Origin of the sequence: Luteimonas yanweni (assembly GCF_039548475.1) — a bacterium.
Taxonomy (GTDB): Bacteria; Pseudomonadota; Gammaproteobacteria; order Xanthomonadales; family Xanthomonadaceae; genus Luteimonas.
Map to the genome: position 1 here is coordinate 439,004 of NZ_JBCLVC010000014.1, position 26,397 is coordinate 465,400.

A 26,397-nucleotide genomic window follows, 5' to 3' on the forward strand; every position below is an offset into this window, starting at 1 on the left:
CAGGATCGGCCGGACGCAGGCTGAATGTCCGGTGCCGGGTTCAGCCGCTCTTCGGCATGGCGAGGACGGTGATCTCCTCGCGGTCGTGGTAGAGCTGCCGCGCCCGCAGCTCCAGTGGCCGCTGCGCCTCGCGGCTGAACAACTCCAGGCACAGCGAGGTCTCCAGCCAGCGCTTCTTCATCGGCAGCTTGAGGTTGAACACGGCCTGGCGGCACCAGCCTTCGCGGAACCAGGTCGCCATGCGCGATGCCACGCGCCGCGGCTGCTCGACCATGTCGCAGACCATCCAGTCCAGCGGGCGCGGGGGCTGCCAGCGGAAGCCGTCCTCGCGCAGGTGCTCGACGCCGCCGCCATCGAGGACGTGCTGGCGCAGCGGGCCGTTGTCGACCGCGGACACCTGCAGCCCCGCGCGCTGCAGCACCCAGGTCCATCCGCCGGGGGCGGCGCCGAGGTCGGCGGCGGTCATGCCCGCGCGCAGCAGCCGCGCCCGTTCGCCGTCGTCGAGCAGGGTCAGGAAGGCTTCTTCCAGCTTCAGCGCCGAGCGCGAGGGTGCATCGCGATGCAGGCGCAGGCGCGGGACTCCCATCGGCCATGGCGAAGCGTCGCTCGGGTCGGCCGTGGCAAGCAGCAGGTGGTTGCCTGCCAGCAGGCAGACGTGCAGCGCGGGCCGGCGCGCATCGTCCTTGGCGGCGAGCAGCCCGGTCTTGCGGAGGGCGGGGCGGAGGGCATTGCCAAGCGCGCGTGCCAGGCCGGCGAGCGGCCGGGCTTCGTCGCTGTCGGGATGTTCGACCACCAGTGTGCCGAATGCCGACCGCGGGCCGCCGCCGGCCGCGTCCACGTGTCGTTGCAGGGCCGCGAGCACCGGCGTCACGCGGTCGCTCGTGTCCAGTGCGTCGAGTTCCGCGAGCAGCACCAGCTTCTGCCGCGCGAACACCAGCGAGCGCCAGGGCAGGGCCCGGGACAGCGCGCCGGCGTCGCCGCCGGGCGCCAGGAAGCGCACGAAGCCGCTGCCGCGTTCGGTGGCCGCGTAGCCGTGCTGGCCGGCGCTGGCCGCGCGCTCGCCAAGCTCCGCCGCAAGCTCGGGCTCGAAGCCGCTGCGGCAATAACAGAGCAGGCCGCTCATGCCGCGGCGCGTGCCTGGCGGGCCCCGGTCGCGTGCATCAGTAGCGCGCGCCGCCACCGCTGCCGTACGTGGCCAGCACCTCGCGCGCGGCGTCGCGGGCAATGTCGCGGACGACCTGGACGCCGCGGCGGGCGAGCTCGCCGGGCCAGTCCGCCGGAAGCGGGCCTTCGTCGAACTCGGTGAGTTCGTGCACGTCATCGGCGCGGGCGCCGATCAGCAGGCGGTCGATGCCGGCCCAGACGGTCGCACCAAAGCACTGGCAGCAGGGTTGGGCCGAAGTGGCAAGGGTGTACGGGCCGCAGGCGCGGCCCTCGGCATCGACGTTGATGCGGGCGCGGCCAAGCGACTGCTGGGCCAGCATGTAGGCCATGTTCTCGGCGTGCGCAAGCGAGGTCGCCTGCGGCACCACCACGTTGACCGCGGCGGCGACGATGCGATCGTCCGGGCCGAACAGGACAGCGCCGAAGGGTCCGCCGGTGCCTTCGGCGATGTTGCGGGCGGCAAGGCTGATTGCGAGCGCCACCTTGTCGGCGTCGCTGGCGCAGGCACGTTCGCGGTCGACCGCGCCGTGGACCCAGTCCGGCAGGCGCAGGTCGACGCGCGCGGGCAGGCTCATCGGACCACCCCGCCGGACGCGGCCGGCTCGCAGCTGTTGGACACGCAGGCGCAGGCCTGGATGTCGCGGAAGCCGCAGACGCCAGCCATCCCGGATTCCGCGCAGGCGGCCTGGACCGCCGCGGGATCCGGTTCAGCGTCCGTGTTCACGCAGGAGGGGAAGTAGCCGCAACAGTTGCCGACGTTCTTCACCGCGCAGTCGCTGTCGACGCGGCAGCTGCGGTCGAGGTCGGGCACGTCGGCGGGGGCGGAAGGCACCGGGGGCGCGGGCTGCCCGACGGGCGTCGCCGGCAGCGGGTTGCTCATGGGCGGCGGCGTGACGCCGCCGTCGGGCGGGGCGGCCGTGCAGGCCGCCATGGCGAGCAGGAACAGCAGGATGGATGCGGACTGGATGATCCGGCGCATGGAGGTCTCCGTGTCGTGGACGACGCAGGCATGGTAGCGCTGCCGCGGCGGGTGACCGCGGGGCAGCGCCGGCATGCCGGCGCGGGGTGGCGGCTCAGGCCCTGGCGGCCCAGGTGTCGCGCAGGGTCACGCTGCGGTTGAACACCGGCGCGTCGGCGCGGTGGTCGCGGCGGTCGGCGACGAAATAGCCCAGGCGCTCGAACTGCCAGGCATCCTCCGGCGCGGCTTCGGCGGCGGCGGGCTCGATGTAGCCGCGCACCGACATCCGCGACTCCGGATTGATGTGGTCGCGATAGGTGCGGCCCTCGCTCTCGTCGTCCGGGTCGGGCACCGAGAACAGGCGGTCGTAGAGCCGGACCTCGGCTTCGACCGCGCGCGCGGCGCCGACCCAGTGGATCGTGCCCTTGACCTTGCGGTTGGCGCCTTCCATGCCCGGGCGCGATTCCGGATCGAGGGTCGCGCGCAGCTCGATGATTTCCCCGGCTTCGTCCTTGACCACCTCATCGCAGCGCACGATGCCGGCGCCGCGCAGGCGGACTTCGCCGCCGGGTACCAGACGCTTCCAGCCCTTGGGCGGGACTTCGGCGAAGTCGTCGCGCTCGATCCAGAGCTCGCGCGAGAACGGCACCTCGCGCTCGCCGAAGGACCCGTCCTTCGGGTGGTTGGGGAAGCGCAGGGTTTCCTCGTGGCCTTCGGGCAGGTTGTCCAGCACCATCTTCAGCGGCGCGACCACGGCCATGCGCCGCGGCGCGCGCGCGTCGAGATCCTCGCGCAGCGCGCCCTCCAGCACCGAGAAGTCGATCATCGAGTTCTGCTTGCTGATGCCGATGCGGTCGACGAACAGGCGCAGCGCGCCGGGCGTATAGCCGCGGCGGCGCAGGCCCTGCAGGGTGTACATGCGCGGGTCGTCCCAGCCGTCCACCAGGCCTTCGGCGACAAGCTGGGTCAGCTTGCGCTTGCTCATCACCGTGTAGTTGATGTTGAGGCGCGAGAACTCGATCTGGCGCGGCTTGGCCGCTTCGATCGGCAGGCCACGGTCCGCCAGCGGCGCCAGCAGCTCCGGGTTGCCCGCCAGGTCCACGCGGTCCACGCACCAGTCGTACAGCGGTCGGTGGTCCTCGAACTCCAGCGTGCACAGCGAATGGGTGATGCCTTCGACCGCGTCGCCCAGGGCGTGCGCGAAGTCGTACATCGGGTAGATCGGCCAGGCGTCGCCGGTGTTCTGGTGCGGCACCTTCTTGATCCGGTAGATGGCCGGGTCGCGCAGGTTGATGTTGCCGCTGGACATGTCGATCTTCGCGCGCAGGGTGCGCGCGCCGTCGTCGAACTCGCCCGCGCGCATGCGCCGGAACAGGTCGAGGTTCTCCTCGACGCTGCGGTCGCGGTACGGCGACTCGCGGCCCGGCCCGGTCAGGCTGCCGCGGTACGCGCGCACTTCTTCCGCGCTCAGGTCGCAGACGAAGGCGTCGCCCTGGCGCACCAGCTTCTCGGCCGCGAGGTAGAACACCTCGAAGTAATCCGACGCGTGGCGCAGGCTGTTCCACTCGAAGCCGAGCCAGCGCACGTCGTCCTGGATCGCGGTGACGAACTCGGGATCCTCCTTCGCCGGGTTGGTGTCGTCGAAGCGCAGGTTGCAGCGGCCGCCGAACTCCTCGGCGATGCCGAAGTCCAGGCAGATCGCCTTGGCGTGGCCGATGTGCAGATAGCCGTTGGGCTCGGGCGGGAAGCGGGTCCGGATCGCGGCGTGCCTGCCGCTGGCCAGGTCGTCGCGGACGATCTGGCGGATGAAATCCTGCTTCACGGGCGCGGTGGCGGCGTCGGCCGTGGTGTCGTTGGGCTCGGTCATGCGTGTCGTCGGGGAGGCGGGCGCGGTCCTGCGCCGGGGACCGGGCAGTGTAGCGGAGCTGCGCGCACCCGGTGCCCCGACGGCGCGGCCGGCGCGGCGTGGCACGGGCTGAACGGCGGGTGGGCCGCGGCTTGGAGCGCGCCGCGACAGGCCACATCATGGAAGGCCGGATCCGCTTGAGGCAGTCAACGATGAACGACGTCCACCATGTCCATGGTCGCCCCCTGCGCGGCGCGTTTCCCGGTGCGGAGCGCGTCCATTTCGGGATGGGCTGCTTCTGGGGCGCCGAGCGCCTGTTCTGGACCCTGCCCGGCGTGGCGACCACGGCCGTCGGCTATGCCGGTGGCCACGCGGACGCCCCGACCTATCGCCAGGTCTGCAGCGGCGGCACCGGCCACGCCGAGGTGGTGCTGGTGGTGTACGACCCGGCCCAGGTCGCCTTCGCGGCCCTGCTCACGCGTTTCTGGGAAGGCCACGATCCCACCCAGGGCATGCGCCAGGGCAACGACGTCGGCAGCCAGTACCGCTCGGTGATCCATTGCCATACGCAGGCGCAGTACGAGGCCGCGCTGTCCAGCCGCGATGCCTACCAGCAGCGGCTCGCCGCGGCCGGGCATGGCGCCATCACCACCGAAATCGTGTTCCCGGCGCCGCCCTTCCATTACGCGGAAGGCGAGCACCAGCAGTACCTGTCGAAGAATCCGGGTGGCTACTGCGGGATCGGCGGCACCGGCGTCAGCTGCCAGGTCGGCGTGGGCGCCTGACCGCAGCCGTGTCCCGCGCGCGCGGCACCCGCGTGCTCGGGGCCTAGAGGCCCGGGGCGCCGGGAACGTGCAGGGCGGTGGTGGTCTCGCGCAGCGTCGGCAGCAGCAGGTCGGGCGGCAGCTGGCGCAGCACGCCGGCAAGTTCCTGCAGGAAGGGCGCCATCGCCGAGCTCCGGCGCCACACCATCGCGATCCGGCGGCTGGGCGGCGGGTCGCGGAAGTCCACCAGTTCGATGCTGTCCGAGCGCGCCACCGGCGGTTTGACCGCCAGCGCCGGCAGCAGGGTGACGCCGACGTTCGCGGCCACCATCTGGCGCAGCGTCTCCAGGCTGGTGGCCTGGAATTCGCCCTTCTCGCTGGCCCCGGCCAGGTGGCAGACATCCAGCGCCTGGTCACGCAGGCAGTGGCCATCGGCAAGGAGCAGCAGGCGCTGGTCGGCGAGGTCGCGCAGCGAGATCGGGCCGTGGCCGGCCAGCGGATGCGTCTCCGGCACGGCGAGCACGAAGGGCTCCTCGAACAGGAACTCCACGTGCAGCTGCTCGTCGTTGACGGGCAGCGCGAGCAGCGCGGCGTCAAGCCGCCCCTGCTGCAGGCGCTCCAGCAGGACGTCGCTCTTTTCCTCCACCAGCAGCAGTTCGAGCTCCGGGAAGCGGCTGCGGATCGCCGGCACCACGTGCGGCAGCAGGTAGGGCCCGAGCGTGGGGAACAGGCCGAGGGTGACCTTGCCCGCTTCCGGATCCTGGCTGCGGCGCGCGGCTTCACGCATCTGTTCGACGTCGGCCATGACCCGGCGCGCACGCGCCGCCACCTCGTGCCCGGCGGGCGTGAGCATGACGTTGCGTGGCGCGCGCTCCACCAGGGCCACGCCCAGCTCTTCCTCCAGCTTGCGGATCTGGGTGGAGAGCGTGGGTTGGCTGACGAAGCTCGCCGCCGCCGCGCGACCGAAGTGCAGGTGATCGGCAAGGGCGATGAAGTAGCCCAGGTCGCGGAGGTTCATGGCGGTGCCTCGCTGTGCTCGGGTCGGCTGGCCGTCAGGCCGCCGCGGTTGCCGTCGTCGCCGTGGCGGCCGGGCTGCTGCTGCGGATCAGATGGTCGAAGGCGCTGAGCGATGCCTTGGCGCCTTCGCCCATGGCGATGACGATCTGCTTGTAGGGCACCGTGGTGGCGTCGCCGGCGGCGAACACGCCTGGAAGCGAGGTGCGGCCGGCGTGGTCGACCACGATCTCGCCGCGCGGGCTGAGTTCGATCGCGCCCTTCAGCCACTCGGTATTGGGCAGCAGGCCGATCTGCACGAACACGCCCTCCAGCTCCACCCGGTGCGAGTCGCCGCCGGTGCGGTCGCGGTAGACCAGGCCGTTGACGCGCTTGCCGTCACCCAGGACTTCGGTGGTCTGCGCGGAGGTGATGATCTTCACGTTCGACAGGCTGCGCAGCTTGCGCTGCAGCACCTCGTCGGCGCGTAGCTTGTCGTCGAACTCGACCAGGGTGACGTGGGCGACGATGCCGGCCAGGTCGATCGCGGCCTCGACGCCGGAGTTGCCGCCGCCGATCACCGCCACGCGCTTGCCCTTGAACAGCGGGCCGTCGCAGTGCGGGCAGTAGGCCACGCCCTTGTTGCGGTACTGGTCCTCGCCGGGCACGCCCATCTGGCGCCAGCGGGCGCCGGTGGCGAGCACAACGCTGCGGCTGCGCACGGTGGCGCCGCTCTCGAGCTGGACCGAAGTGATGCCGTCCGCGTCCTGGCTCAGGGCCTGGCCGCGCTGCAGGTTCATGATGTCGACGTCGTACTCGCGCACATGCGCCTCAAGCTGGGCGGCGAAGCGCGGGCCCTCGGTATGCGGCACCGAAATGAAGTTCTCGATCGACATGGTGTCCAGCACCTGGCCGCCGAAGCGCTCCGAGACCACGCCGGTGCGGATGCCCTTGCGCGCGGAGTAGATCGCGGCCGCGGCGCCGGCGGGGCCACCGCCGACCACCAGCACGTCGAACACGTCCTTGTTCGCGATCGCCTCGGCGTCGCGCTTGGCGGCGCCGGTATCGAGTTTGGCGACGATCTGCTCCAGGCTCATGCGGCCCTGGTCGAAAACCTCGCCGTTGAGGAACACGGTCGGCACCGACATCACCTCGCGCGACTCGACCTCGTCCTGGAACAGGGCGCCGTCGATCGCGACGTGGTGGATGCCGGGGTTCAGCACCGCCGCCAGGTTCAGCGCCTGGACCACGTCCGGGCAGTTCTGGCAGGACAGCGAAAAATAGGTTTCGAAACGGTATTCGCCCTCAAGGCCGCGAACCTGCTCCAGCAGCTCCGGCGCGGCCTTGGACGGATGCCCGCCGACCTGCAGCAGGGCCAGCACCAGCGAGGTGAACTCGTGGCCCATCGGCAGGCCCGCGAAGCGCAGGTCGATGTCGTGGCCGGGGGAGGTCACGGCGAAGGACGGCTTGCGGTGGGCGTCGTCGCGCGACACCTCGACCGTGACCTTGTCGGACAACGCGCGGATGTCTTCCAGCAGCTCGAGCATCTCGGTCGACTTCGTGCCGTCGTCGACGCTGGCCACAAGCACGATCGGGCGCTGCAGGCGCTCCAGGTAGGCCTTGAGCTGGGTCTTGAGGTCGTCTTCGAACATGGTGGAACTCCTTCGAAAGGCAAGGCGGGGGCCTGCGTCCCGTCGTTCGACGGGTCGCCACCGGCGTGGGGATGGACCGCAGGCCGCGCATTGCACGGACTCCGGTCCAGCCCCACCCCCACTGAAAGGGGATGGGCTGGGTGAAGCGACTGTGGAAGCGGCCATGGCCGCGATTTGTAGCGATCGCCGCTATAGCGGCTCCCACAAACGCCGGCGGTTAAAAGTCCGCCGGCGGTCCAGCGAGCGGCGGTCTTAGATCTTGCCGACCAGGTCCAGCGACGGCTTCAGGGTCTTCTCGCCTTCCTTCCACTTGGCGGGGCAGACCTCGCCCGGGTGGGCGGCGACGTACTGGGCGGCCTTGACCTTGCGCAGCAGCTCCAGCGCGTCACGGCCGATGCCCTCGGCGGTGATCTCGATCGACTGGATCACGCCTTCGGGGTCGACGATGAACGTGCCGCGGTCGGCCAGGCCGGACGGACGCAGGATCTCGAAGCCCTTCGAGATCTCGTGGGTCGGGTCGCCGATCATCGGATACTGGATCTTGCCGATCGCGTCCGAGGTGTCGTGCCAGGCCTTGTGCGAGAAGTGGGTATCGGTCGACACGCTGTAGATCTCCACGCCGAGCTTCTTGAACTCGTCATAGTTGATCGCCAGGTCCTCGAGTTCGGTCGGGCAGACGAAGGTGAAGTCGGCCGGGTAGAACACAAACACGGACCACTTGCCCTTCAGGCTCGCGCTGTCGACTTCGACGAATTCGCCGTTGTGGTAAGCGGTGGCCTGGAACGGCTTGATTTCGGTATTGATGACGGACATGGAATCCTCGCGGTGGTGGGGAAGACACCGGCAGCTGCCGGACAAGGGATATGTTAGGCGTTGCCTATCAATTGTTGAAGTAAATTATAATGATCCAATCGATAGACTGTAACTATGGAATGTGAACACTCTGTTGCAGGATGCCTGGCGTGGGCGCAGGACCGCGTCGATCCCGGCGAGGCCACGTTGCTGCTGGGGTACGCGCTGGATCGCGGCCTGGCCTGGCTGTTCGCGCACGCCGATGCCGCCGTGGCGGGAGCGGCGGCGGGCCGCTTCCAGGCGCTCGTCGCCCGCCGTGCGGCCGGCGAGCCGGTGGCCTACCTTGTCGGCAGCCGCGGTTTCTGGACCCTGGATCTCGCGGTCACGCCCGACACGCTGATCCCCCGGCCGGAGACCGAGTTGCTGGTCGAGCAGGCCCTGGCACGGCTGAACCCCGCGGCATCCCCGCGGGTAGCCGACCTGGGAACCGGCAGCGGCGCGATCGCCCTTGCGATCGCCTCTGAACGGCCGCGGGCCTCCGTGGTCGCCACGGATCGCAGCGAAGCCGCGCTCGCGGTGGCGCGCGGCAACGCCGCGGCCCATGGCCTGGAGCGTCGGGTGGAATTCCGCGCCGGCGACTGGTTCGCGCCGCTGGCCGGCGAGCGCTTCGACCTGGTTGCGAGCAACCCGCCCTATATCGCCGATGGCGATCCGCACCTACGCCAGGGCGATCTACGGCACGAGCCCGGAGCGGCGCTGGCATCCGGACCGGATGGACTGGAGGCGATCCGCCGCATCGTCGCGGCGGCACCGGGGCACCTCTCGCCAGGCGGCTGGCTGCTGCTCGAGCACGGCTACGACCAGGCCGCGGCGGTGCGCGCGCTGCTCGCGGCGGCGGGCTTCGAGGAGGTCGCGACGGTCGTCGACCTGGAGGCGCGCGACCGCGTCAGCCTGGGCCGCCGCCCGCCGGGCTGAACGCGACCGGCTGCTAGACTGGCCCGGTTTTCCCGCACGAGGCCGCATCCCCATGCGCACGCTGTACCCAGAGATCGAACCCTTCGACACGGGCACCCTCCGCGTCGACGACCGCCACGTCCTCTATTACGAGCAGTGCGGCAATCCCGAGGGCAAGCCGGTGGTGCTGCTGCACGGCGGCCCGGGTGGCGGGTGCACGGACAAGATGCGGCGCTTCCACGATCCTGCGAAGTACCGCATCGTGCTGTTCGACCAGCGCGGCTCCGGGCGCTCCACGCCGCACGCCGATCTCGTCGACAACACGACCTGGCACCTGGTCGCCGACATCGAACTGCTGCGCACGCAGCTCGGCATCGACCGCTGGCAGGTGTTCGGCGGTTCCTGGGGCTCGACGCTCGCCCTGGCCTACGCGCAGAGCCATCCCAGGCAGGTCACCGAACTCGTGCTGCGCGGCATCTTCATGCTGCGCCGCTGGGAGCTGGAATGGTTCTACCAGGAAGGCGCGTCGCGCCTGTTCCCGGAAGCCTGGCAGCACTACGTCTCGGCGATCCCCGAAAGCGAGCGTGGCGACCTGATCGCGGCCTTCCACCGCCGCCTGACCTCCGACGACGAAGCCACCCGCCTGGCCGCGGCCCGTGCCTGGAGCGTGTGGGAAGCGGCCACCAGCTTCCTGCACATCGATCCGGGCTTCATGTCCGACCACGAAGACCCGCAGTTCGCGCTGGCCTTCGCCCGGATCGAGAACCACTACTTCACCAACGCCGGCTTCTTCGAGTGCGACGACCAGCTGCTGCGCGACGCCTACCGCATCGTCGACATTCCCGGCGTGATCGTGCACGGCCGCTACGACGTGGTCTGCCCGATCCAGAACGCCTGGGACCTGCACCAGGTCTGGCCCAAGGCCGAGCTGGTGGTGACCCCGGCGTCGGGGCACTCGGCGTTCGAGCCGGAGACCGTGGACGCTCTGGTGCAGGCGACCGACCGCTTCGCCTGAGCAAGCTCAGGCCTTCGAGCCGTCCGGGTTGTGCTCGATCATCCACAGCCCGGCCCAGAGCTTGAGGTCGAGCTCGTAGCCTTCGGCGTATTTCTGCATCAGCCAGGCGGGCGCGGTCGCCCGCGGGATGGCGTGCACGGTGATGTTCTCGTCGTCCACGCCGCCGCCGTCGCCGACCTTGCGCAGGTCCAGCGCGCGGGCGAAGGCGATGCGTTCGTTGCTCATGCCCGATGAGGTCGGCCCGACCAGCAGCACGTCGATGTGCCCGGCATCCCAGCCGGTTTCCTCGATGAGTTCCCGGCGCGCGGCGGATTCCAGCGTGTCGCCCTCGAGGTCGTCGCCGACCAGGCCCGCCGGCATCTCGATCGTGCGCGCGCCGAGCGGCACCCGGTACTGCTCGACGAACAGCACGTCGTCGTCCGGCGTCACCGCGATCACCAGCACGGCCAGACCGTCCCTGCCGTGCGTGCGCTCGCAGGATTCCCAGTGGCCGCGCCTGACCATGCGCAGCCATTCGCCCTGGTAGAGGATCTCGGGTTCGTCCGTGGCCGCCTGGTGGCTGTCGTTGTCCATGGTGATGATCCTAACCCTGCGCAATGGTGGTGGACGAGCCGTCGCCTACCGCGTCCAGCCGGCGGCGCGTCATCGGGCCGAAGCCGACCGCATCGGCGAATGCCGCCACGGTGGCCGTGTCGGGCAGCGCGCGCGCGAACGGAGGCACCGCGTCGGCCAGCGGCGCATCGCAGGCGATCGTCGACAGTTGCCTGTAAAGCAGCGCCTGCCCGCGATGCTCGCGCAGCCGCGCGGCCACCTGTGCCGCGCCGCGCAGGCGCAGGAACGCGACCTCGTCGATGCGCTCCAGCAGGATGTCCAGGCTGCCGAAGTGCGCCAGCAGCACGGCCGCGGTCTTGTTGCCGATGCCGGGCACGCCGGGGATGTTGTCGACCGCATCGCCGCATAGCGCCAGGAAATCGGCGACCTGGTGCGCGTGGACGCCCTGGCGCGCCTTGACCCCGTCCGCGCCCCAGCGCTGCCCGCGGGCGTAGTCCCACTGCTCGTCGCCGCCTTCCAGCAGCTGCGAGAGGTCCTTGTCCGCCGATACGATCACGCCGCGGTAGCCGCCGCGGCGGGCCTGCGCCAGGGCGCTGCCGATGAGGTCGTCGGCTTCGTAGTCGCCATGCGCGAGGATCGGCAGACCGAGCGCCGCGCACAGCGACTTGCAGTAGGCGAACTGGCGCTTGAGCTCGGCCGGTGCGGGGGCGCGGTTGGCCTTGTAGGCCGGGTAAAGCGCGTTGCGAAAGCACGAATCCAGCGCCTCGTCGAACGCGATGGCGATGTGCCGCGGGCGCTCGCGCTCCAGCAGGTCGAGCAGGAAGCGGGCGAAGCCGTGCACCGCGTTGGTCGGCCAGCCGTCGGCGTCGTGGAAGCCGTCGGCCGGCATCGAATGCCAGGCCCGGAACACGTACAGGCTGGCGTCGACCAGGTACAGCGGGGGCGCCGCTGCGCTCACGCGGGCGGGGTCCATTCGCGCAGCAGCGCGGCCGGGTCCGGCCGCTCGCGCTCGCGCGCTTCCGACTGCGGGGTGCCGACGTGGATGAAGCCGACGATGCGTTCGTCTTCGCCCAGGCCAAGCAGGGCGCGCACCTCCGGATCGTGGGACGGCCAGCCGGTGAGCCAGCTGGCGCCGAAGCCGAGCCCCTGCGCGGCCTGCAACAGCGCGAAGCAGGTGCAGCCGGCGCTCAGCAGGCGTTCCTGCGCGGGAATCGCCGTGTCGCCCGGGTCCATGATCGCCACCGCCACCAGCACCAGTGGCGCGTGCGAGAAGCGGGCGCGGTCCTTGTCGACCGCGGCTCCGCCGGCGTCGGGACGCAGCTGCAGGCCGCGGGCGGCGACGGCGTCGCCCAATGCATGGCGGGCATCGCCGGTGATCGACAGGAAGCGGAACGGCACGCGCTTGCCGTGATCGGGCACGCGCACGGCCGAGGCGAGCATGCGCTGCAGCTGGGCGGCGTCGGGGCCGGGTGCGGCGAGTTGCCTTGCCGGCACTGAACGCCGTGCATCCAGGGCCTGCAGGAAGAAAGGGGCGGGGCTATTTGAGATTGCAGTCACAGACGTGGAAGGCTCCATTCAGGGATGGTATGGGTGGGTGCATCCCCCAGCACCGGCCGCATCCCCTGATGATCGCAGAAGAACAGCCCGCCTACCTCTCCAAGTCGCGCCACGGCTCGATGCGCGACCCTGCGCGCCTGTTCGACGCACTCAAGCGTGAATCGGTGACTGCGCTGGGCGGCGTGCTGTCCGGCTTCTGGGGCACGATCGAGGAGCAGGTCCGCCTCGAGGCGCTGGCCGGCCATGACTACAGCGGCGCGCAGGACGACCGCATGGCGGTGATGGCGTTGGGACACCGTGCGCTGGACCTGGCTACGCGCTACCGCGAGTCGCTGGAGCGCGAGTTCGACGCCTGGCGCAAGCCGCCGGTCCAGCAGGGCGAGGACAAGTCGCTGAGCCTGATGTCGGAGGGCGAGCTCGAGATCCATCTCGCCGGCCAGCACACCACCGAGCTGTTGGACCACCAGTTCCTGCATCCGCTGGAGCAGCTCGAAGAGCGGCTGCAGGCGCTGGCCGCGGCGCTGGGCATCGAGGGCAAGCGGGCCAACCCGGTTCGCCCGTCGGCGGCGGTGGCCGCCTTCGTCGGCCTCTTCGGCGCCGAGGACCTGACCCGCGGGCTCCGGCCGCTGGTGTTCAACCATTTCGACAAGCGCCTGCCGGAAGTGCTCGGCGAGCTGTACGAGAAGCTCAACGAGCTGCTCGAGGACGCCGGTTTCGGCTTCCAGTCCCGCAGCGGCAGCGGCAGCGGCAGCGGCAACCGCGGCCGCGGCCGGGCGGGCGCGGCCGATCCGGACATGGTGCGCGGCGCTGCCGCGGGACAGGCCGGCTCCGGTCCCGGCGCGGGTGGGCCGGGCGAGGCCTGGGTGCCCGATGGCGGTACGGTGGAGCACCTCGACAGCGGTCCGGACGGTCCGGGCAGTGGTGGCGTCGGCGGTGGCGGTGGCGGTGGCGGTGGCGGTGGCGGTGGCGGTGTGGCGGACGGTTCGCGTGCGCGCGCCACGGGCCACGCCGGACGTGCCGGCGTCGGCGCGCCGATCGCGGCCACCGTCCATGCCGCGGCGGCCGAAGGCCGGCCTCCGCGCTATCGCGACGTGGTCCGCGAGCAGCTGGCCCACTGGCGGGCGGCCGGCGTCGCGAACGACGAAGGCTTCGATGGTGGCGCTGCGCTTGCGCCGGATGACGGCGGCGGCGTCGAGGTGCTGCGCACCGAGGACCTGCTCAACGTCGCCCAGATCCTGCAGGGCGACGACGCCGCGCCCTACGCCAGGGCGCTGGCCGCGAGCGACGCCCGCGAACTGACCCGGGTCATGCGCGAGGCGATCCTCGGCGGCGTGCGCCAGCTGGGCTTCGACGCCGAGGCGACGCATTTCAGCGTCGACGAAGAGGACGCGATCGACCTCGTCGGCATGCTCTTCAGCTCGCTCAACGACGCCAACGACCTCGAGGAGCGGGCGCGCGATTTCTTCGGGCGCCTGGTGGTCCCATACCTCAAGGTGGCGCTCACCGACGACTCCCTGTTCAACCGCCGCAGCCACCCGGCGCGGCGCCTGCTGGACGTGCTGACCGAAGCCTGCGACGGCAACGCGGGCGAAACCCCGCAGGATCGCGAGACCCTCGATCGCGCCGAGCGCGCGGTCGACCGCGTGGTCGAGGAATACGACGACGACCAGGCCATCTTCGAACTCGCCGCCAGCGAGCTGCGCGACCAGCTGGAGCAGCAGCGCCGGCGCACCGACCTGGCCGAGAAGCGTGCCGGCGAGGCGATCCACGGCCGGGAACGCCTGCAGCAGGCGCGCATGCACGCCGCCGAGCTGGTCGCCTCGCGGCTGTCGGATCGCGTGCTGACCGCGCCGGTGGCGCAGTTCCTCGACCGCCACTGGCGCCACCACCTCACCCAGGCCTGGCTCCGCGACGGTGCCGGCAGCGCGCGCCACCACCAGGCCATCGCCCTGGGCGACGCCATGGTGCAGGTGGATGCCGATGCCGCCCAGGCCCGCGGCCGCGTGGTGGCCGAGCAGCTGCTGGCGCTGCAGGTGCCGCTGGGGGAGTGCTATTCCAGCTGCGGCATGGACGCCACCGGCGCCCGCGACGCGATGGCGAGGATCATCTCCGCGCTCAGCCTGCCTGACGCGCCGCGCGGGGTCCACCATCCGGATGCCGCGGTGGACGAGGCCGATCCCGGCGCCGATGAGCCGGCGCTGGCCGGCCTGCAGCTCGCGGGAGGGACCGACACGCTCGAGTTCGACCCCGAGCTCGCCGCGCGCATGCGCCGGCTCCGCGTAGGACAGGGCCTGCGCCTGGTCGATGAGGACGGCCACGAGACCGCGGCGCGGATCGCGTGGATCAGCCCGCTGACCGGTCGTTTCCTGGTGGTCAACCGGCGCGGTGCGCGCAGGATGGTGGTCTCGCCGGAAGAGCTCACCGCGCTGGTTGCCGCCGGCCGGGTGGTGATGCGGTCGACGGATGCCCCCTTCGACGAGGCCATGCGCCAGGTCTGGCAGCACCTCAATCCGAAAACGCAGGCCGCGGGCGGGAAGTAGGCGCAGCGGCGCACGCCCGGGCGCCGTGGCGGCGCGGTCGGGCGCCAGTGGAGTGTGTCGCCCGTCACGGGTCTTCGGCTATCGTTACGCCCACGTCCCACGCGTTGGCCTCCTCCAGCATGCAACAACCCGATCGTAGCGGCGCGCCTGCGCCGGCCCGGGCCACGCGCCAGGGCGGCGCGCCCGCCCGTCTGCTGGAGTCATTGCACCTGGGGTTCCGGACGCGCCTGCAGCCGCTATTGCCGGCTGCACGCAGCGCCGCGGAGGCGGCGCTGCGGCGCACGCTTGCCGGCTCCCGCGACGAGGAGCTGGTCGAGGCGCTGGCCAACGTGATGGTCCTGGGCCACGAAGAGCAGCGCAGCGAACGCAGCTGGCAGCGCCACCTGGCGCGCGGCTTCGAGGGCTGGCCAAGGCCGTTCGCCGATTCCGCGACCGCGTCGACCCTGACACTCGTCTCCGAGGGCGAACTGCACGCACAGCTGATCGGCCAGCCGACGATCGATGCATTGGGGCGCCGGTTCGCCAGCGTGCTGGAGATCATCGACGGTCGCCTCTGGTCGCTGGCGTCGGCGATGGGCGGCCGGGGCCGTCCAGACAATCCTTTCGCCCCGCGCGCGCTGATCGACGCCTATCTCGACACGTTCAACGCGGCCGACTGCGACGCGCTGGCGCGGAAGGCGCTGCTTCAGCAGTACGAGCGCCTGTGCACCGCGCCGCTCACCGATGCCTATGCCTGGCTCAACGCGGCGCTCGCCGAGGGCGGTCACGCAATGGATGGCGCAAGCGCCGGTGCGGCGCTGATCGCGCAGCGCGTGGACACGGGTGGCGCGCCGGCCTGGGCCGGACTCGATGCCCTGGCGCCGGTGGCCTCCTCATGGCGCCGGGGCGAAGGTGGCGACGCGGCGCCTGGCGCGGCGCGCGCCCAGGTCCTGCGCCAGCGCCTGGGCCGCCCGGTGGCCGATGCCGGCGGCGGGCCGCGCGCCTATGGCCACCAGGAATTCATATCGATGCTGTCGCTGGTGCAGGGCAGCGAAACGCCGGGCGAACCGCTGGCCGTGCCGGGCAGCATCGCTGCCCACCTGCGGGACAGCCTGTTGTCGGCCGCTGAAGGCCTCGGGATCCCGCGCGACCTCGCGTCCCCGTCGCAGCAGCAGGACGATGCCATCAGCGTCATCGGCGGCCTGTTCGATGGCCTGCGCGCGGACGCGGTGCTGTCCGGAAGCGCGCGCGCGCGCCTCGCGCGCCTGGCCTGGCCCTGGCTGCGCCTGGCACTGGAGGACGAACGCCTGTTCGACGATCCGGAGCATCCGGCGATGCAGCTGCTGTCGGGCCTCGTGCAGTGCTGGGACGCCAACGCCGCGAGCGGTGACGACGAGTCGGCGCTGCACGCGCTGGCCAACGGCATCGCGGATTCGGTGGCCAACGGCTACCACGGGGAGGCGGCGGTCTTCGACCACGGCCTGGCCACGCTGCGCGCCGGGATGGAGCCGCTGCAGCGGCGCGTCTCGATCAGCGAGCGCCGCGCCTGGCAGGCCATCCACGGCAAGGAGCGGCTGCAGGCCGCGCGCGGCGAAGCCGATGCCCTGCTGGCGGCGCGGCTCGATGGTCGCAGCATGCTGCCGGCGGTGGCCGGATTCCTCACCGGCGCCTGGCACCAGGCCCTGGTCCTGTTGCGCCTGCGCGACGGTCCGGCGTCGGAGCGCCATGACGGGATCGTCGCGGTGGGTGACGAGCTGCTGCGGATCGATGCGGCCGCCGCCGCGGCGCGAGGCGCCGAGGTCGCCGACGGCCTGCTTGCCATTGCTCCGCGGCTGCGGGCCTGCGTCGCCGCGGGTGGCGCGAGCGAGGCCGAGTCGGAGGAAACCCTGGCGCGGCTGGTCGCCGAATTCGCCCGGCCCGATGCGCCGCGCAGCATCGCGCGGTCCGCGACGGCGCCGGAGGTGGCCGGGGGGCATGCACCGCACGTCGCGGGTGACGCCGTGTTCCCGGTGGGGCAGGTCTTTGTTTCCCGTGCGGGCGGAGCGGCTGGCGCGACCTGGCTGCGCCTGGCCTGGACCAGCCCCGTCAGCGGAAGCCACCTGCTGGCGAACCGGCAGGGCGCGCGCCATGCGCTGCTGGCGGCCGACGAACTGGACGCGGCCGTCGACGCCGGCGAACTGCTGGCGAGGCCGCCGGAAGGCCCCGTGGAAGCGGTGCTGCGCGGACTTGCAGGAGGCGCGCCACCGGCCTGAGCGCGGCGCATCGCGCATGCCGGGGACATTCGCTAGGATGGACCCGGACGTATACCGGGGAGCGGGCATGGCAGTGAGCATAGGGGTGGCGCGCGAGACCGCGCCCGGCGAGCGGCGGGTCGCGCTGACCCCCGAAACCTGCAGGAAGCTGGTCGCCGCCGGTGCCACCGTGGCCGTCGAGCGCGGCCTGGGCACGCAGGCGCATTTTCCGGACGCCGCCTATGCGGCCGCCGGCGCCACGCTGGTCGAGGATGCCGCGGCGGCGCTGGCCGGCGCCGACCTGGTGCTCTGCGTGCAGGCCCCGGCGCCGGCGGTGCTGGCGACGCTGCGCGAGGGCGCGACGATCATCGGCCAGCTGCAGCCCGAAGCCGATCCGGCGCGCGCCGACGCCATCCGGGCACGCGCCCTGGTCGCGTTCCCGCTCGAGCGCCTGCCGCGCACCACGCGCGCGCAGGCCATGGACATCCTCAGCTCGCAGGCCGGCATGGCCGGCTACAAGGCCGTGCTGATCGCCGCCCAGCTGGCGCCGCGCTTCTTCCCCATGCTGACCACCGCGGCCGGCACCATCCGGCCGTCCAGGGTCCTGGTGATCGGCGCCGGCGTCGCGGGACTGCAGGCGGTGGCCACGGCGCGCCGGCTGGGCGCGCAGGTCGAGTGCTTCGACGTGCGGCCCGAAACGCGCGAGCAGATCGAGTCGCTGGGCGGCCGCTTCCTCGACCTCGGGGTGAGTGCGGCGGGCGAGGGCGGCTATGCCCGGGCGCTGACCGACGACGAACGCGCCGAACAGCAGCGCCGCCTTGGCGAGCACCTGCGCGTCATCGACGTGATCGTGTGCACCGCGGCGGTGCCGGGCCGGCCGGCCCCGCGGATCGTCACCGCGGGCATGGTCGCGGGCATGGCGCCGGGCAGCGTCATCGTGGACCTCGCCGCCGAAACCGGTGGCAATTGCGAACTGACGCGCCCGGGGGAGACCGTGGATGCCGGCGGCGTCACCGTGGCCGGTCCGCTCGACCTCGCCAGCAGCGGCGCGCTGCATGCGAGCGAGATGTTCGCGCGCAACGTGTACAACTTCGCCAGCCTGCTGGTGTCCGACGGGGCGCTGGCCTTCGACTGGGACGACGAGCTGCTGGCCCGGACTGTCTGGCCGCCGCGCGACGCCTGAGCGGCCACCCGGGCGATCAGCGCTCCCGCAGCCGCTCCGGCGGTGCCGGATTGGCTTCTACCCACGCCCGCCGCTCTTCGCGCGTCATCGCCTTCCACTGCGTGCGCAGCGCTTCGCGCTCGGCTTCGGGCAGGGCCTTCATGCGCGAGTAGAGTGCGCGCATCGCTTCGCGCTTCTCGGGATCCATCTGCTGCCAGCGGTGGGCGCCGCGGCGCGCGCGCTCGCGCTGCCCCGGGTCCATCTCCTGCCAGCGTTCGGCATGCGACAGCATGTGCGCGCGCTTTTCAGGGTGGTCGTTCCAGCGCTGGCGCACGGGCGCGACCAGGGCATCGCGCTGGGCGGGGGTGAGTCCGTCCCAGGCGGGCAGGGCGGCGTCCTGCGCCGGTTGCGCCGCCGCCGGCAGTGCGGCGGCCAGGGAGAGGGCCAGCGACAGCGTCGCGGCGATCGGCAGGATGCGGAGGTTCGGCACGGTCATCACTCCATGGCCAGGATCAGGCTGTCCTGGGCGGCGAGCCACAGGTACAGGTCGGGGTCTTCGTCGAGGGCGGCCAGGCTTTCGTCATAGGACGCCGCCTGCACCGCCTCGGTGGCTGCGGCCAGCGACGGGGCGCCATCGCCCGCGGGCACGGGATCGGGTGGAGCCAGGCCGATGGCCAGCGCGAAGGCGGCCGCGGTCGCCGCGCTCGCCGCGGCCATCCACCAGCCCCTGCCTGGGTGCCGGGCCGGCGTGGCGCGTGCCGCCGCGTCGCGGCGGACGCGCAGCTGCCAGGTGGTGCGCGATGGCAGCTGTTCGACGGCGTGCGCATGCAGCGCGCGCATCCTGCGGTCGAACTCGTCGTGGCGCGGGTCGTTCATCGGAAATCCTCCAATCGCTTCTGCAGCGCGATGCGCGCGCGTGACAGGTGTGTCTTGACCGAGCCTTCGCCGCAGCCCATGACGCGCGCGGTCGTCGCGACGTCGAGCTCCTCCAGTACGCGCAGGGTGAAGGCCTCGCGCTGGCGCCGGGGCAGGTCGCGCAGCGCCGCCACCAGTTCCCCGTAGGCCTCCTGGCCGTCGTGGTTGCGGGACGGGTCGGGTTCGTTTCCGGCCCACTCCACTCCCGCCTCCTGGCGTTCGTCGGCGGAGGTCATCCAGCCCAGGCGCAGCGTGCGCCGGCGCTGCGTGTCGACGATCCGGCTGCGCAGGATGGTCCAGAACAGCGGCGTCCATTCCTGCGCCGGGCGGTCGCGGTAGCCGAGCATCCGGATCATCGCGTCCTGCACCACGTCCATGGCGTCGTCGCGGTGGCGCAGCCCCGCTTCGGCGAAGCGGAAGGCGCGCGCGGTGATGCCGTCGAGGAAGTCCTCGAGGGTTCCGGTGCCGCCCGCCGCCTCCCGGGGCGACGCGGCGGCCGTGGCGGCGGCATCGGCAGGCATGCCGTCCAGCATAGCCACCCCGGCGCCGCTGCGATGTGCTTGCATGTTGCCGTCCATCCATCCGCATCCCTTGGGATCGACACTGACAACGCACGTCGCGGCCCGTGGTTGACAGCGGCGGTGGCGGCGGCAGCCGGGGCGGTTATGATCGGGGCGGGCAGTTCCGGGGAGAGCACGCGTGGCCGATGGATTCGTGGCGCTGTACATCTTCATGCTGGCGGCGATCGCCGGCCATGTGATCATTTCGCGGGTGCCGGTGATCCTGCATACCCCGCTGATGTCGGGTTCCAACTTCATCCACGGAATCGTGCTGATCGGCGCGATGGTGGTGCTGGGCCACGCCGACACGACCCTGGAAAAGGCGGTCGGCTTCGTGGCCGTGCTGATGGGGGCGGGCAACGCGGCGGGCGGCTACGTGGTCACCGAGCGCATGCTCGAGATGTTCAAGCCCAGCGGCACGGGCAAGAATGGCGGCAAGGGGGGCGGCGCATGAGCGGCCAGGAGATCCTGCTACTGGTGATCAAGGCCAGCTACCTCGTCGCCGCCACCCTGTTCCTGCTGGGCCTGCAGCGCATGGCCTCGCCGCGCACGGCGCGCAGCGGCATCCAGTGGGCGGGCGTGGGCATGGTCCTGGCCACCCTGGTGACCTTTTTCATCCCCGGGCTGCAGAACATCGCGCTGATGGTGGTGGCGCTCGCGCTGGGCACGGCGCTGGCCTGGGTATCGGGCAAGAAGGTCGCGATCACCGACATGCCGCAGATGGTGGCCCTGTACAACGGCCTGGGCGGCGGGTCCGCGGCCGCGATCGGTGCGGTCGAACTGCTGCGCTGGACCGACGCGGGCCAGGCGCCCGGGCTGGTCGCGCCGGTGCTGGCGGTGCTGGGCGCGCTGATCGGTTCGGTGGCGCTGTCCGGTTCGCTCATCGCCTGGGCCAAGCTCGACGGGCGCATGGACAAGCGCTACAGCTTCCCGGGCATGCAGCTGTTCAACGCGGCGGTGTTCATCGCCGCCCTGGTGCTTGGCGGCATGCTGGTGCATTCGCTGGGCGTGCCGCTGGTGATCGCCTTCTTCGTGGTGGCGCTGGCGCTGGGCGTGCTGATGACCCTGCCCATCGGCGGTGCCGACATGCCGGTGGTGATCTCGCTGTACAACGCGCTGACCGGCCTGGCGGTGGCTTTCGAGGGCTACGTGCTCGGCAACGAGGCCCTGATCATCGCCGGCACCATGGTCGGCGCGGCGGGCATGCTGCTGACCCGGCTGATGGCGAAGGCCATGAACCGTTCGATCAAGAGCGTGCTGTTCTCGAACTTCGGCGCCACCGGCGAGGCCGCGGAAATCAGCGGCAGCCAGAAGCCGATCGAGGCCGCCGACGTCGCCGCGATGATGGCCTACGCCGAGCGCGTGGTGATCGTGCCCGGCTACGGCATGGCCGTGGCCCAGGCCCAGCACAAGATATGGGAGCTCTCGCAGCGCCTGATCGAACGCGGGGTGAAGGTGAAGTTCGCGATCCACCCCGTCGCCGGGCGCATGCCCGGGCACATGAACGTGCTGCTGGCCGAGGCGGGCGTGCCCTATGACCTCATCGTGGACATGGACGACATCAATCCCGAGTTCCGCAATACCGATGTCTCGCTCGTGATCGGCGCCAACGACGTGGTCAACCCGGTGGCCAAGACCGATCCGGCCAGTCCGATCTACGGGATGCCGATCCTGGACGTGGTGGAGTCGAAGAACACCATCGTGATCAAGCGCGGCAAGGGCCGCGGCTTCGCCGGCATCGAGAACGCGCTCTTCTACGCCGACAACACCCGCATGCTGTACGGCGATGGCGCGGAAATGGCCAGTGCGCTGGTCAGTGAGCTGAAGGCCCTCGACGGCGGGCATTGATCCCGGCTGCGCGCCGGCCGGGGGCCGCGCGCGCAGGCAAGGCCTTCGCCGCAGGATTCAGCGGCCGAAAACCGCGGCCACCACCAGTCCCGCAGCCAGCCAGGCCAGCGCGACGGCATCATTGGCCATCCGTGCCAGCAGCCAGGCGTGCTCGAATCCGAGCTTGCCCATCGACGCCCACGGCGCCAGCCCGAGCATGCGCCCCACTTCGGTGGCGATGATCCCCCAGTTCGCCAGGACAATCGCCAGCGCCGTGGCCAGCACGCCCCAGAGTGCGCGGGCAAGGCCGGGGCGGTGGCGGCCCATGCGCAGCAGCAGCGCGGCGTCCAGCGCTGCGACCACCGCCATCCAGCTGCACTGGCGTCCGCTGGCCTGCGCGACGAGCACCCATGCGGCCGCGATGCCGATGCTTCCGGCCAGCGCCAGTGCCAGCGCCGCTGCGGGCCGGGATCGGAATGGGAGCATGGAACAGAGCGCCTTGCAGGGCGGTACAGGATAGCGCTCCGCGCGGCGGTAGAATGGTGGCCCCGCACCGGACCGCCCCGAGTACCCGCATGTATTCCCGCAACAGTGAACCCGTCCGCCTGGAGCGCGACTGCGCCGCAGTGCTTGTTCCCCAGGGGGACGAGGTGACCCTGCCCGCCGGCAGCGTGGGCTACATCACCCAGGCGCTGGGCGGCAGCTTCACCGTCTTCATCGAGGGCAACCTCTTCCGGATCGCCGGCGAGGACGCCGACGCCATCGGCAAGGAGCCGCCGGAGGCCCTCGAGCTGGACGAAGGCGCCGACGATGCCGCCGTCGAGCGGCTGGTGTGGTCGCAGATGCGGACCTGCTTCGATCCGGAGATCCCGATCAACATCGTCGACCTTGGCCTGGTCTACGAAGCCAGGGTGACCCACCGCGACGACGGCCAGCGCCTGGTCGAGGTGACCATGACCCTGACCGCGCCGGGCTGCGGCATGGGCGACATCCTGGTGGACGACGTTCGCAGCAAGCTGGAGATGATCCCGACCGTGGTCGAGGCCGATGTCGAACTGGTGTTCGACCCGCCGTGGACGCGGCACATGATGTCCGAGGCGGCGCGCCTGGAAACCGGGATGTTCTGACCCGGGCGGCGGGCGCAAGGCCCGTCCTTCCTGTTTCCACATCTAAATTCATGAATTGTGACGGGTGGCGCCTTTGGCGCTGCCCAGTCCGTCCTGTTTCCGCTTGCGTGGCGATGCGTGTGTCGCTTAGCGTCACTTTGCGGACAAAAAGTGTCAGTCCGCTTCGCGTCCGGCGGCTGCCAAACGGGGGAGGGGATTCCCGGAACGGTGCCTGCCGGCCTCCAAGCCGCCAAGTGCGGCACGCCTTCCGCTCCGGGAAAACCACTCATGACCGACCAAAAGCTCCGCCGCGCGCGATTGCACGCCCTCGCGCTTGCAACGACCGTGGCCCTGGCCTCGCTGGCCGCCGCACCCGCACTTGCCACAGAGCGCATCAACCTCAGTGGTCTGCAGGCTTCGGAACAGCACGATCGCTTCATCATCAAATATGTCGACGGCAGCCCCGAGCAGGCCAGCGCGAAGCAACGCGATGCCGCCCTCAAGTCCGCCGCCGGCATGCTGCCCGCAGGCGCGCGGGGCGCGCCGCTCACGCTGCGGCACGAGCGCCGCATGGCCGTCGGGGCCGAGGTCATCACCACCAGCCGCAAGCTCGATCGCGTCGAGGCCGAAAGCCTGATGCGCCAGGTCGCGGCCAATCCCAATGTCGAGTACGTCGAGGTCGACAAACTCAACAAGCTTGTCTTGACGCCCAACGACACCAGCTTCAGCCAGCAGTGGGGCTATGGCACCGGCTCCGGCGGCATCCGTGCCACCCAGGCCTGGGACACCACCAGCGGCGCCGGCACGGTGGTCGCGGTGCTCGACACCGGCATCACCAACCACAGCGACCTCAACGCCAACGTGCTGCCCGGCTACGACTTCATCTCCACGGCCTCGGTCGGCGGCGATGGCAACGGGCGCGACAGCGACGCCAGCGATCCCGGCGACTATTCCGGCGGCTACGCCTCCAGCTGGCACGGCACCCACGTCGCCGGCACGGTGGCGGCGGTGACCAACAACGCCAAAGGCGTGGCCGGTACCGCGTTCGGCGCGAAGATCGTCCCGGTCCGCGTGCTTGGGCGCGGCGGCGGTTACGACTCCGACATCGCGGACGCGGTGATCTGGGCGTCAGGCGGTTCGGTCAGCGGCGTGCCCGCCAATGCCAACCCCGCGGAGGCCATCAACCTGAGCCTCGGCGGTTCGGGCAGCTGCGGCAGCGCCATGCAGAGCGCGATCAACGGTGCGGTCGGCCGCGGATCGACCATCGTGATCGCGGCAGGCAACAGCAACGCCAATACCTCGGGCTTCTCGCCGGCCAACTGCAGCAACGTCATCGCCGTGGGCTCGATCACGAGCAGCGGCGCACGTTCGAGCTTCTCCAACTACGGTGCCATCGTCGACATCGCGGCGCCGGGCTCGGACATCTATTCCACCCTCAACAGCGGCAGCCAGGGGCCTGGCAGCGAGAGCTACGCCAGCTACAGCGGCACCTCGATGGCGGCCCCGCACGTGGCCGGCGTGGTCGCGCTGATCCAGTCGGTGTCCAACCCGGCCAAGACCCCGGCCCAGGTGGAGGCGTTGATCAAAAGCACGGCGCGGGCCTTCCCGAGCACGCCGTCGCAGCCGATCGGCGCCGGCATCGTCAACGCCAAGGCGGCGGTGGATGCGGCCGGTGGCGGCGGTGGCGGGGATCCGGGCGACCCGGGCGATCCGGGCGGCAACGAACTTGCGAACGGCACGCCGGTGACCGGCATTTCCGGTGGCTCCGGCAGCGCGCAGTACTGGACCATCACCGTGCCGGCGGGCGCCACCAACCTCAACATCGCCACCAGCGGCGGCACCGGTGACCTTGACCTGTATGTGCGCCGTGGCTCGCAGCCGACCACGTCGACCTACGACTGCCGCCCCTACCGTTCCGGCAACGCGGAGAGCTGCAGCTTCGCGGCGCCGCAGGCCGGCACGTACCACGTGATGCTGCGCGGGTACTCGGCGTTCTCGGGCGTCACCCTCAGCGGCAGCTACAGCACCGGCGGTGGCGGCGGCGGTGGCAGCCAGCTGCAGAACGGCGTGCCGGTGACCGGCCTGTCGGGCGCGGCGAACAGCGAGCGCCGCTACACGATCCAGGTTCCAGCGGGACGCAGCCAGCTGCGGATCCAGACTTCGGGTGGCAGCGGGGACGTTGACCTCTATGTGCGCCAGGGAGCGGCGCCGACCACGTCGACCTACAGCTGCAGGCCTTACCGTGCGGGCAACGCCGAGACCTGCACCTTCAACAGCCCGGCGGCGGGCACGTGGCACGTGCTGGTGCGCGGCTACAGCGCGTATTCGGGCGTATCGGTGGTCGGTTCGTACTGAGCGGAGCAGTAGCCGACGGTGGGCGGGCGGGTTGATCCCGCCCGCCTTTTTCTTGCGTGGCCGTCGCCGGCCGGGCGCGCCGTGCAATGATTGCCGCCAGGGGAGTCGGAGAGGAAGGGACGATGAAGACCTGGATTCTGGCAAAGGCGGCCGCGGCCGCCGGCCTTTTGCTTGCGGGCGCCGCGGCGTCGGCTCACGAGCATGGCGCATCGGGTTTCGATCCGATGGCGCCGGTGCATGTGGTCGCCGAGCGCGACACCTTCCAGGCCGCGCTGCGCGACTTCAGCGGGCAGGTGACCGCGCGGCGCGATGCCCTGGGGCGGCCGCTGGTCCTGGCCACGCTGCGCGAACACCAGGTCGTGGACCTGAGCCGGCACGTGCACGAGGTGGAGCGCCGCTGCGGCGGTTTCTTCGCCTTCGCGACGCGTGCCGAAGCGGAGGCCTTCGTGGCCTCGGACACCGCGCTGCGCGGACTGCGGGCGCCGCTGCCGGAGTACACGATCGACCAGCAGCGCGTGGTGGACGGCTGGCTGCCGCAGGTGTCGGAGCCCGCGATCAGGGCCACCATCCAGCATCTGTCCACGGCCTGGCCCAACCGCTACTACGCCAGCGCGCACGGCCACGCCGCCCCGCTGTGGATCCGCGACCAGTGGCTGGCCCTGGCCGCCGGCCGCAGCGATGTCAGCGCCGAACTGTTCGCCGCCTGCAACAACTGCGGCGGCCAGCCCTCCGTCATCCTCACCATCCAGGGCACCGACCTTGCCCACGAGATCGTGGTCCTTGGCGGCCACCTCGACTCGATTTCCTACGCGGGCACGGGCAACGCCATGGACGCGCCCGGCGCCGACGACGATGCCTCGGGAATCGCCACGCTCACCGAGGTGCTGCGCATCGCCATGGCCGAGGGCTATCGGCCCCGGCGCACGGTGATGTTCATGGGCTACTCGGCCGAGGAGGTCGGGCTGCGCGGTTCGCGTGCCATCGCCCAGCGCTTCGCGGCCGAGGGTCGCCACGTGGTCGGCGTGCTGCAGATGGACATGACCAACTATCGTTCGCCGGGCTCGACAAGCGACATCCGGGTGATGATCGACAACTCGCACCCCCAGCTGGTGCAGTTCCTGAAGGACCTGTTCGACGCCTACCTCGCGCCGCTGGGCCATACCCGCAGCGACTCGAGCTGCGGCTATGCCTGCTCCGACCATGCGTCCTGGACGCAGGCGGGGTTCCCCGCGGCGATGTATGACGAAGGACCGTTCTTCCCGCTCCTGCACACGCCGGACGACACCCTCGAGAACCTCGGCGGCGATGCCACGCATGCCACCATCATCGCCCGCCTGGGCCTGGCCTTCATGGGTGAACTGGGCAAGCAGACGCGGATGCGATCGACGCCGAGCCCGCCGGCCCGGCCACCGTCCGACGGACCGCCGCGCACGCGCGTCAGGCCGCCGCGCCGCTGAACGACCGTGGCGCGGCGA

General features: G+C 71.3%; 24 protein-coding genes and 2 pseudogenes. 12 read left to right on the forward strand and 14 right to left on the reverse strand.

Annotated elements, in window-relative coordinates; genetic code table 11:
* Positions 1 to 40: 40 nt before the first annotated feature.
* The 4 genes from rlmM to WCE39_RS12170 form a co-directional block, all read right to left on the reverse strand.
* Positions 41 to 1,123 (reverse strand): 23S rRNA (cytidine(2498)-2'-O)-methyltransferase RlmM, encoded by a 1,083-nt coding sequence (gene rlmM / locus WCE39_RS12155; RefSeq protein WP_343276931.1) that lies wholly within the window; start codon positions 1,121 to 1,123, stop codon positions 41 to 43.
* 37 nt (positions 1,124 to 1,160) lie between these two features.
* Positions 1,161 to 1,739, reverse strand: a complete 579-nt coding sequence (locus WCE39_RS12160) for a nucleoside deaminase (RefSeq protein WP_343276932.1) — start codon at positions 1,737 to 1,739, stop codon at positions 1,161 to 1,163.
* Positions 1,736 to 2,143 carry a hypothetical protein gene (locus WCE39_RS12165; protein WP_343276933.1) on the reverse strand — a complete coding sequence of 136 codons (408 nt, stop codon included), beginning with the start codon at positions 2,141 to 2,143 and terminating at the stop codon, positions 1,736 to 1,738. Before WCE39_RS12165 ends, WCE39_RS12160 begins: the two co-directional genes overlap by 4 nt.
* Before the next feature lie 94 nt (positions 2,144 to 2,237).
* Positions 2,238 to 3,989, reverse strand: a complete 1,752-nt coding sequence (locus tag WCE39_RS12170; RefSeq protein ID WP_343276934.1) for a glutamine--tRNA ligase/YqeY domain fusion protein — start codon at positions 3,987 to 3,989, stop codon at positions 2,238 to 2,240.
* A 158-nt stretch (positions 3,990 to 4,147) separates the two neighbouring features.
* On the opposite strand from WCE39_RS12170, the gene msrA reads away from it, so the two are divergent.
* On the forward strand, positions 4,148 to 4,753 hold the full coding sequence (gene msrA, locus WCE39_RS12175; protein WP_449284025.1) for a peptide-methionine (S)-S-oxide reductase MsrA: 606 nt from the start codon (positions 4,148 to 4,150) through the stop codon (positions 4,751 to 4,753).
* 43 nt (positions 4,754 to 4,796) lie between these two features.
* On the opposite strand, the gene WCE39_RS12180 is transcribed toward msrA, so the two are convergent.
* The 3 genes from WCE39_RS12180 to ahpC form a co-directional block, all read right to left on the reverse strand.
* Positions 4,797 to 5,750 carry a LysR substrate-binding domain-containing protein gene (locus WCE39_RS12180; protein WP_343276935.1) on the reverse strand — a complete coding sequence of 318 codons (954 nt, stop codon included), beginning with the start codon at positions 5,748 to 5,750 and terminating at the stop codon, positions 4,797 to 4,799.
* 34 nt (positions 5,751 to 5,784) lie between these two features.
* Positions 5,785 to 7,377, reverse strand: coding sequence for an alkyl hydroperoxide reductase subunit F (gene ahpF, locus WCE39_RS12185; RefSeq protein ID WP_343276936.1), 1,593 nt, complete (start codon positions 7,375 to 7,377; stop codon positions 5,785 to 5,787).
* A gap of 252 nt (positions 7,378 to 7,629) precedes the next feature.
* Positions 7,630 to 8,190: an alkyl hydroperoxide reductase subunit C gene (gene ahpC / locus WCE39_RS12190; protein ID WP_343276937.1), complete on the reverse strand. Its 561-nt coding sequence runs from the start codon at positions 8,188 to 8,190 to the stop codon at positions 7,630 to 7,632.
* A 114-nt stretch (positions 8,191 to 8,304) separates the two neighbouring features.
* Here ahpC and prmC point away from each other — a divergent pair, with 114 nt between their 5' ends.
* Positions 8,305 to 9,144: a peptide chain release factor N(5)-glutamine methyltransferase gene (gene prmC / locus WCE39_RS12195; RefSeq protein ID WP_343276938.1), complete on the forward strand. Its 840-nt coding sequence runs from the start codon at positions 8,305 to 8,307 to the stop codon at positions 9,142 to 9,144.
* Between the two features lie 52 nt (positions 9,145 to 9,196).
* Positions 9,197 to 10,138 (forward strand): prolyl aminopeptidase, encoded by a 942-nt coding sequence (pip, locus tag WCE39_RS12200; RefSeq protein WP_343276939.1) that lies wholly within the window; start codon positions 9,197 to 9,199, stop codon positions 10,136 to 10,138.
* 6 nt (positions 10,139 to 10,144) lie between these two features.
* Here the strand turns inward: pip and WCE39_RS12205 are convergent, their stop codons facing one another.
* The 3 genes from WCE39_RS12205 to WCE39_RS12215 are packed head-to-tail and all read right to left on the reverse strand — an operon-like array spanning position 10,145 to position 12,265.
* Positions 10,145 to 10,711: an NUDIX hydrolase gene (locus WCE39_RS12205; protein ID WP_343276940.1), complete on the reverse strand. Its 567-nt coding sequence runs from the start codon at positions 10,709 to 10,711 to the stop codon at positions 10,145 to 10,147.
* 10 nt (positions 10,712 to 10,721) lie between these two features.
* The gene (locus tag WCE39_RS12210) at positions 10,722 to 11,663 is read right to left on the reverse strand and encodes a 5'-3' exonuclease (RefSeq protein WP_452299591.1); all 942 of its coding nucleotides are present in this window, start codon (positions 11,661 to 11,663) and stop codon (positions 10,722 to 10,724) included.
* The gene (locus WCE39_RS12215; protein ID WP_343276942.1) at positions 11,645 to 12,265 is read right to left on the reverse strand and encodes a nitroreductase family protein; all 621 of its coding nucleotides are present in this window, start codon (positions 12,263 to 12,265) and stop codon (positions 11,645 to 11,647) included. The genes WCE39_RS12210 and WCE39_RS12215 overlap by 19 nt, the downstream gene beginning before the upstream one ends.
* A 50-nt stretch (positions 12,266 to 12,315) precedes the next feature.
* Between WCE39_RS12215 and WCE39_RS12220 the strand changes: the two genes are divergently transcribed.
* The 3 genes from WCE39_RS12220 (at position 12,316) to WCE39_RS12230 (ending at position 18,180) form a co-directional block, all read left to right on the forward strand.
* A complete protein-coding gene (locus tag WCE39_RS12220; protein ID WP_343276943.1) occupies positions 12,316 to 14,787 on the forward strand; it encodes a DUF1631 family protein in 2,472 nt (823 codons plus the stop codon).
* Positions 14,788 to 14,906: 119 nt separating this feature from the next.
* Positions 14,907 to 17,018: a DUF1631 family protein gene (locus WCE39_RS12225; protein ID WP_343276944.1), complete on the forward strand. Its 2,112-nt coding sequence runs from the start codon at positions 14,907 to 14,909 to the stop codon at positions 17,016 to 17,018.
* 67 nt (positions 17,019 to 17,085) lie between these two features.
* A complete protein-coding gene (locus tag WCE39_RS12230) occupies positions 17,086 to 18,180 on the forward strand; it encodes an NAD(P) transhydrogenase subunit alpha (protein WP_343276945.1) in 1,095 nt (364 codons plus the stop codon).
* Positions 18,181 to 18,196: 16 nt separating this feature from the next.
* On the opposite strand, the gene WCE39_RS12235 is transcribed toward WCE39_RS12230, so the two are convergent.
* Genes WCE39_RS12235 through WCE39_RS12245 form a run of 3 tightly spaced genes read right to left on the reverse strand, consistent with a single transcriptional unit; the run spans position 18,197 to position 19,640 of the window.
* The gene (locus tag WCE39_RS12235) at positions 18,197 to 18,649 is read right to left on the reverse strand and encodes a DUF3106 domain-containing protein (protein ID WP_343276946.1); all 453 of its coding nucleotides are present in this window, start codon (positions 18,647 to 18,649) and stop codon (positions 18,197 to 18,199) included.
* 5 nt (positions 18,650 to 18,654) lie between these two features.
* On the reverse strand, positions 18,655 to 19,035 hold the full coding sequence (locus WCE39_RS12240) for a hypothetical protein (protein ID WP_343276947.1): 381 nt from the start codon (positions 19,033 to 19,035) through the stop codon (positions 18,655 to 18,657).
* A complete protein-coding gene (locus WCE39_RS12245; protein WP_449284023.1) occupies positions 19,032 to 19,640 on the reverse strand; it encodes an RNA polymerase sigma factor in 609 nt (202 codons plus the stop codon). The genes WCE39_RS12240 and WCE39_RS12245 overlap by 4 nt, the downstream gene beginning before the upstream one ends.
* 133 nt (positions 19,641 to 19,773) lie before the next feature.
* Here WCE39_RS12245 and WCE39_RS12250 point away from each other — a divergent pair, with 133 nt between their 5' ends.
* On the forward strand, positions 19,774 to 20,088 hold the full coding sequence (locus WCE39_RS12250) for an NAD(P) transhydrogenase subunit alpha (RefSeq protein WP_343276948.1): 315 nt from the start codon (positions 19,774 to 19,776) through the stop codon (positions 20,086 to 20,088).
* Positions 20,085 to 21,482: an NAD(P)(+) transhydrogenase (Re/Si-specific) subunit beta gene (locus WCE39_RS12255; protein ID WP_343276949.1), complete on the forward strand. Its 1,398-nt coding sequence runs from the start codon at positions 20,085 to 20,087 to the stop codon at positions 21,480 to 21,482. Before WCE39_RS12250 ends, WCE39_RS12255 begins: the two co-directional genes overlap by 4 nt.
* Before the next feature lie 57 nt (positions 21,483 to 21,539).
* Here the strand turns inward: WCE39_RS12255 and WCE39_RS12260 are convergent, their stop codons facing one another.
* Positions 21,540 to 21,947 (reverse strand): hypothetical protein, encoded by a 408-nt coding sequence (locus tag WCE39_RS12260; protein ID WP_343276950.1) that lies wholly within the window; start codon positions 21,945 to 21,947, stop codon positions 21,540 to 21,542.
* Positions 21,948 to 22,036: 89 nt separating this feature from the next.
* On the opposite strand from WCE39_RS12260, the gene sufT reads away from it, so the two are divergent.
* The 4 genes and pseudogenes from sufT (at position 22,037) to WCE39_RS12280 (ending at position 26,379) form a co-directional block, all read left to right on the forward strand.
* Positions 22,037 to 22,588: a putative Fe-S cluster assembly protein SufT gene (gene sufT, locus WCE39_RS12265; protein WP_343276951.1), complete on the forward strand. Its 552-nt coding sequence runs from the start codon at positions 22,037 to 22,039 to the stop codon at positions 22,586 to 22,588.
* 267 nt (positions 22,589 to 22,855) lie between these two features.
* Positions 22,856 to 24,589: pseudogene (locus WCE39_RS12270) on the forward strand (S8 family peptidase); the annotation flags it as partial.
* A 96-nt stretch (positions 24,590 to 24,685) separates the two neighbouring features.
* Positions 24,686 to 24,922, forward strand: a pseudogene (locus tag WCE39_RS12275) (PPC domain-containing protein); the annotation flags it as partial.
* 122 nt (positions 24,923 to 25,044) lie between these two features.
* The gene (locus WCE39_RS12280; RefSeq protein WP_343276952.1) at positions 25,045 to 26,379 is read left to right on the forward strand and encodes a M20/M25/M40 family metallo-hydrolase; all 1,335 of its coding nucleotides are present in this window, start codon (positions 25,045 to 25,047) and stop codon (positions 26,377 to 26,379) included.
* Positions 26,380 to 26,397: the final 18 nt, after the last annotated feature.

Excerpts from the sequence above, each read along its gene's own strand:
- rlmM (WP_343276931.1), bottom strand. The coding sequence starts at position 1,123 with ATGAGCGGCCTGCTCTGTTATTGCCGCAGCGGCTTCGAGCCCGAGCTT.
- WCE39_RS12160 (WP_343276932.1), bottom strand. The coding sequence starts at position 1,739 with ATGAGCCTGCCCGCGCGCGTCGACCTGCGCCTGCCGGACTGGGTCCAC.
- WCE39_RS12165 (WP_343276933.1), bottom strand. The coding sequence starts at position 2,143 with ATGCGCCGGATCATCCAGTCCGCATCCATCCTGCTGTTCCTGCTCGCC.
- WCE39_RS12170 (WP_343276934.1), bottom strand. The coding sequence starts at position 3,989 with ATGACCGAGCCCAACGACACCACGGCCGACGCCGCCACCGCGCCCGTG.
- msrA (WP_449284025.1), top strand. The coding sequence starts at position 4,148 with ATGGAAGGCCGGATCCGCTTGAGGCAGTCAACGATGAACGACGTCCAC.
- WCE39_RS12180 (WP_343276935.1), bottom strand. The coding sequence starts at position 5,750 with ATGAACCTCCGCGACCTGGGCTACTTCATCGCCCTTGCCGATCACCTG.
- ahpF (WP_343276936.1), bottom strand. The coding sequence starts at position 7,377 with ATGTTCGAAGACGACCTCAAGACCCAGCTCAAGGCCTACCTGGAGCGC.
- ahpC (WP_343276937.1), bottom strand. The coding sequence starts at position 8,190 with ATGTCCGTCATCAATACCGAAATCAAGCCGTTCCAGGCCACCGCTTAC.
- prmC (WP_343276938.1), top strand. The coding sequence starts at position 8,305 with ATGGAATGTGAACACTCTGTTGCAGGATGCCTGGCGTGGGCGCAGGAC.
- pip (WP_343276939.1), top strand. The coding sequence starts at position 9,197 with ATGCGCACGCTGTACCCAGAGATCGAACCCTTCGACACGGGCACCCTC.
- WCE39_RS12205 (WP_343276940.1), bottom strand. The coding sequence starts at position 10,711 with ATGGACAACGACAGCCACCAGGCGGCCACGGACGAACCCGAGATCCTC.
- WCE39_RS12210 (WP_452299591.1), bottom strand. The coding sequence starts at position 11,663 with ATGGACCCCGCCCGCGTGAGCGCAGCGGCGCCCCCGCTGTACCTGGTC.
- WCE39_RS12215 (WP_343276942.1), bottom strand. The coding sequence starts at position 12,265 with ATGGAGCCTTCCACGTCTGTGACTGCAATCTCAAATAGCCCCGCCCCT.
- WCE39_RS12220 (WP_343276943.1), top strand. The coding sequence starts at position 12,316 with ATGATCGCAGAAGAACAGCCCGCCTACCTCTCCAAGTCGCGCCACGGC.
- WCE39_RS12225 (WP_343276944.1), top strand. The coding sequence starts at position 14,907 with ATGCAACAACCCGATCGTAGCGGCGCGCCTGCGCCGGCCCGGGCCACG.
- WCE39_RS12230 (WP_343276945.1), top strand. The coding sequence starts at position 17,086 with ATGGCAGTGAGCATAGGGGTGGCGCGCGAGACCGCGCCCGGCGAGCGG.
- WCE39_RS12240 (WP_343276947.1), bottom strand. The coding sequence starts at position 19,035 with ATGAACGACCCGCGCCACGACGAGTTCGACCGCAGGATGCGCGCGCTG.
- WCE39_RS12245 (WP_449284023.1), bottom strand. The coding sequence starts at position 19,640 with ATGCAAGCACATCGCAGCGGCGCCGGGGTGGCTATGCTGGACGGCATG.
- WCE39_RS12255 (WP_343276949.1), top strand. The coding sequence starts at position 20,085 with ATGAGCGGCCAGGAGATCCTGCTACTGGTGATCAAGGCCAGCTACCTC.
- WCE39_RS12260 (WP_343276950.1), bottom strand. The coding sequence starts at position 21,947 with ATGCTCCCATTCCGATCCCGGCCCGCAGCGGCGCTGGCACTGGCGCTG.
- sufT (WP_343276951.1), top strand. The coding sequence starts at position 22,037 with ATGTATTCCCGCAACAGTGAACCCGTCCGCCTGGAGCGCGACTGCGCC.
- WCE39_RS12280 (WP_343276952.1), top strand. The coding sequence starts at position 25,045 with ATGAAGACCTGGATTCTGGCAAAGGCGGCCGCGGCCGCCGGCCTTTTG.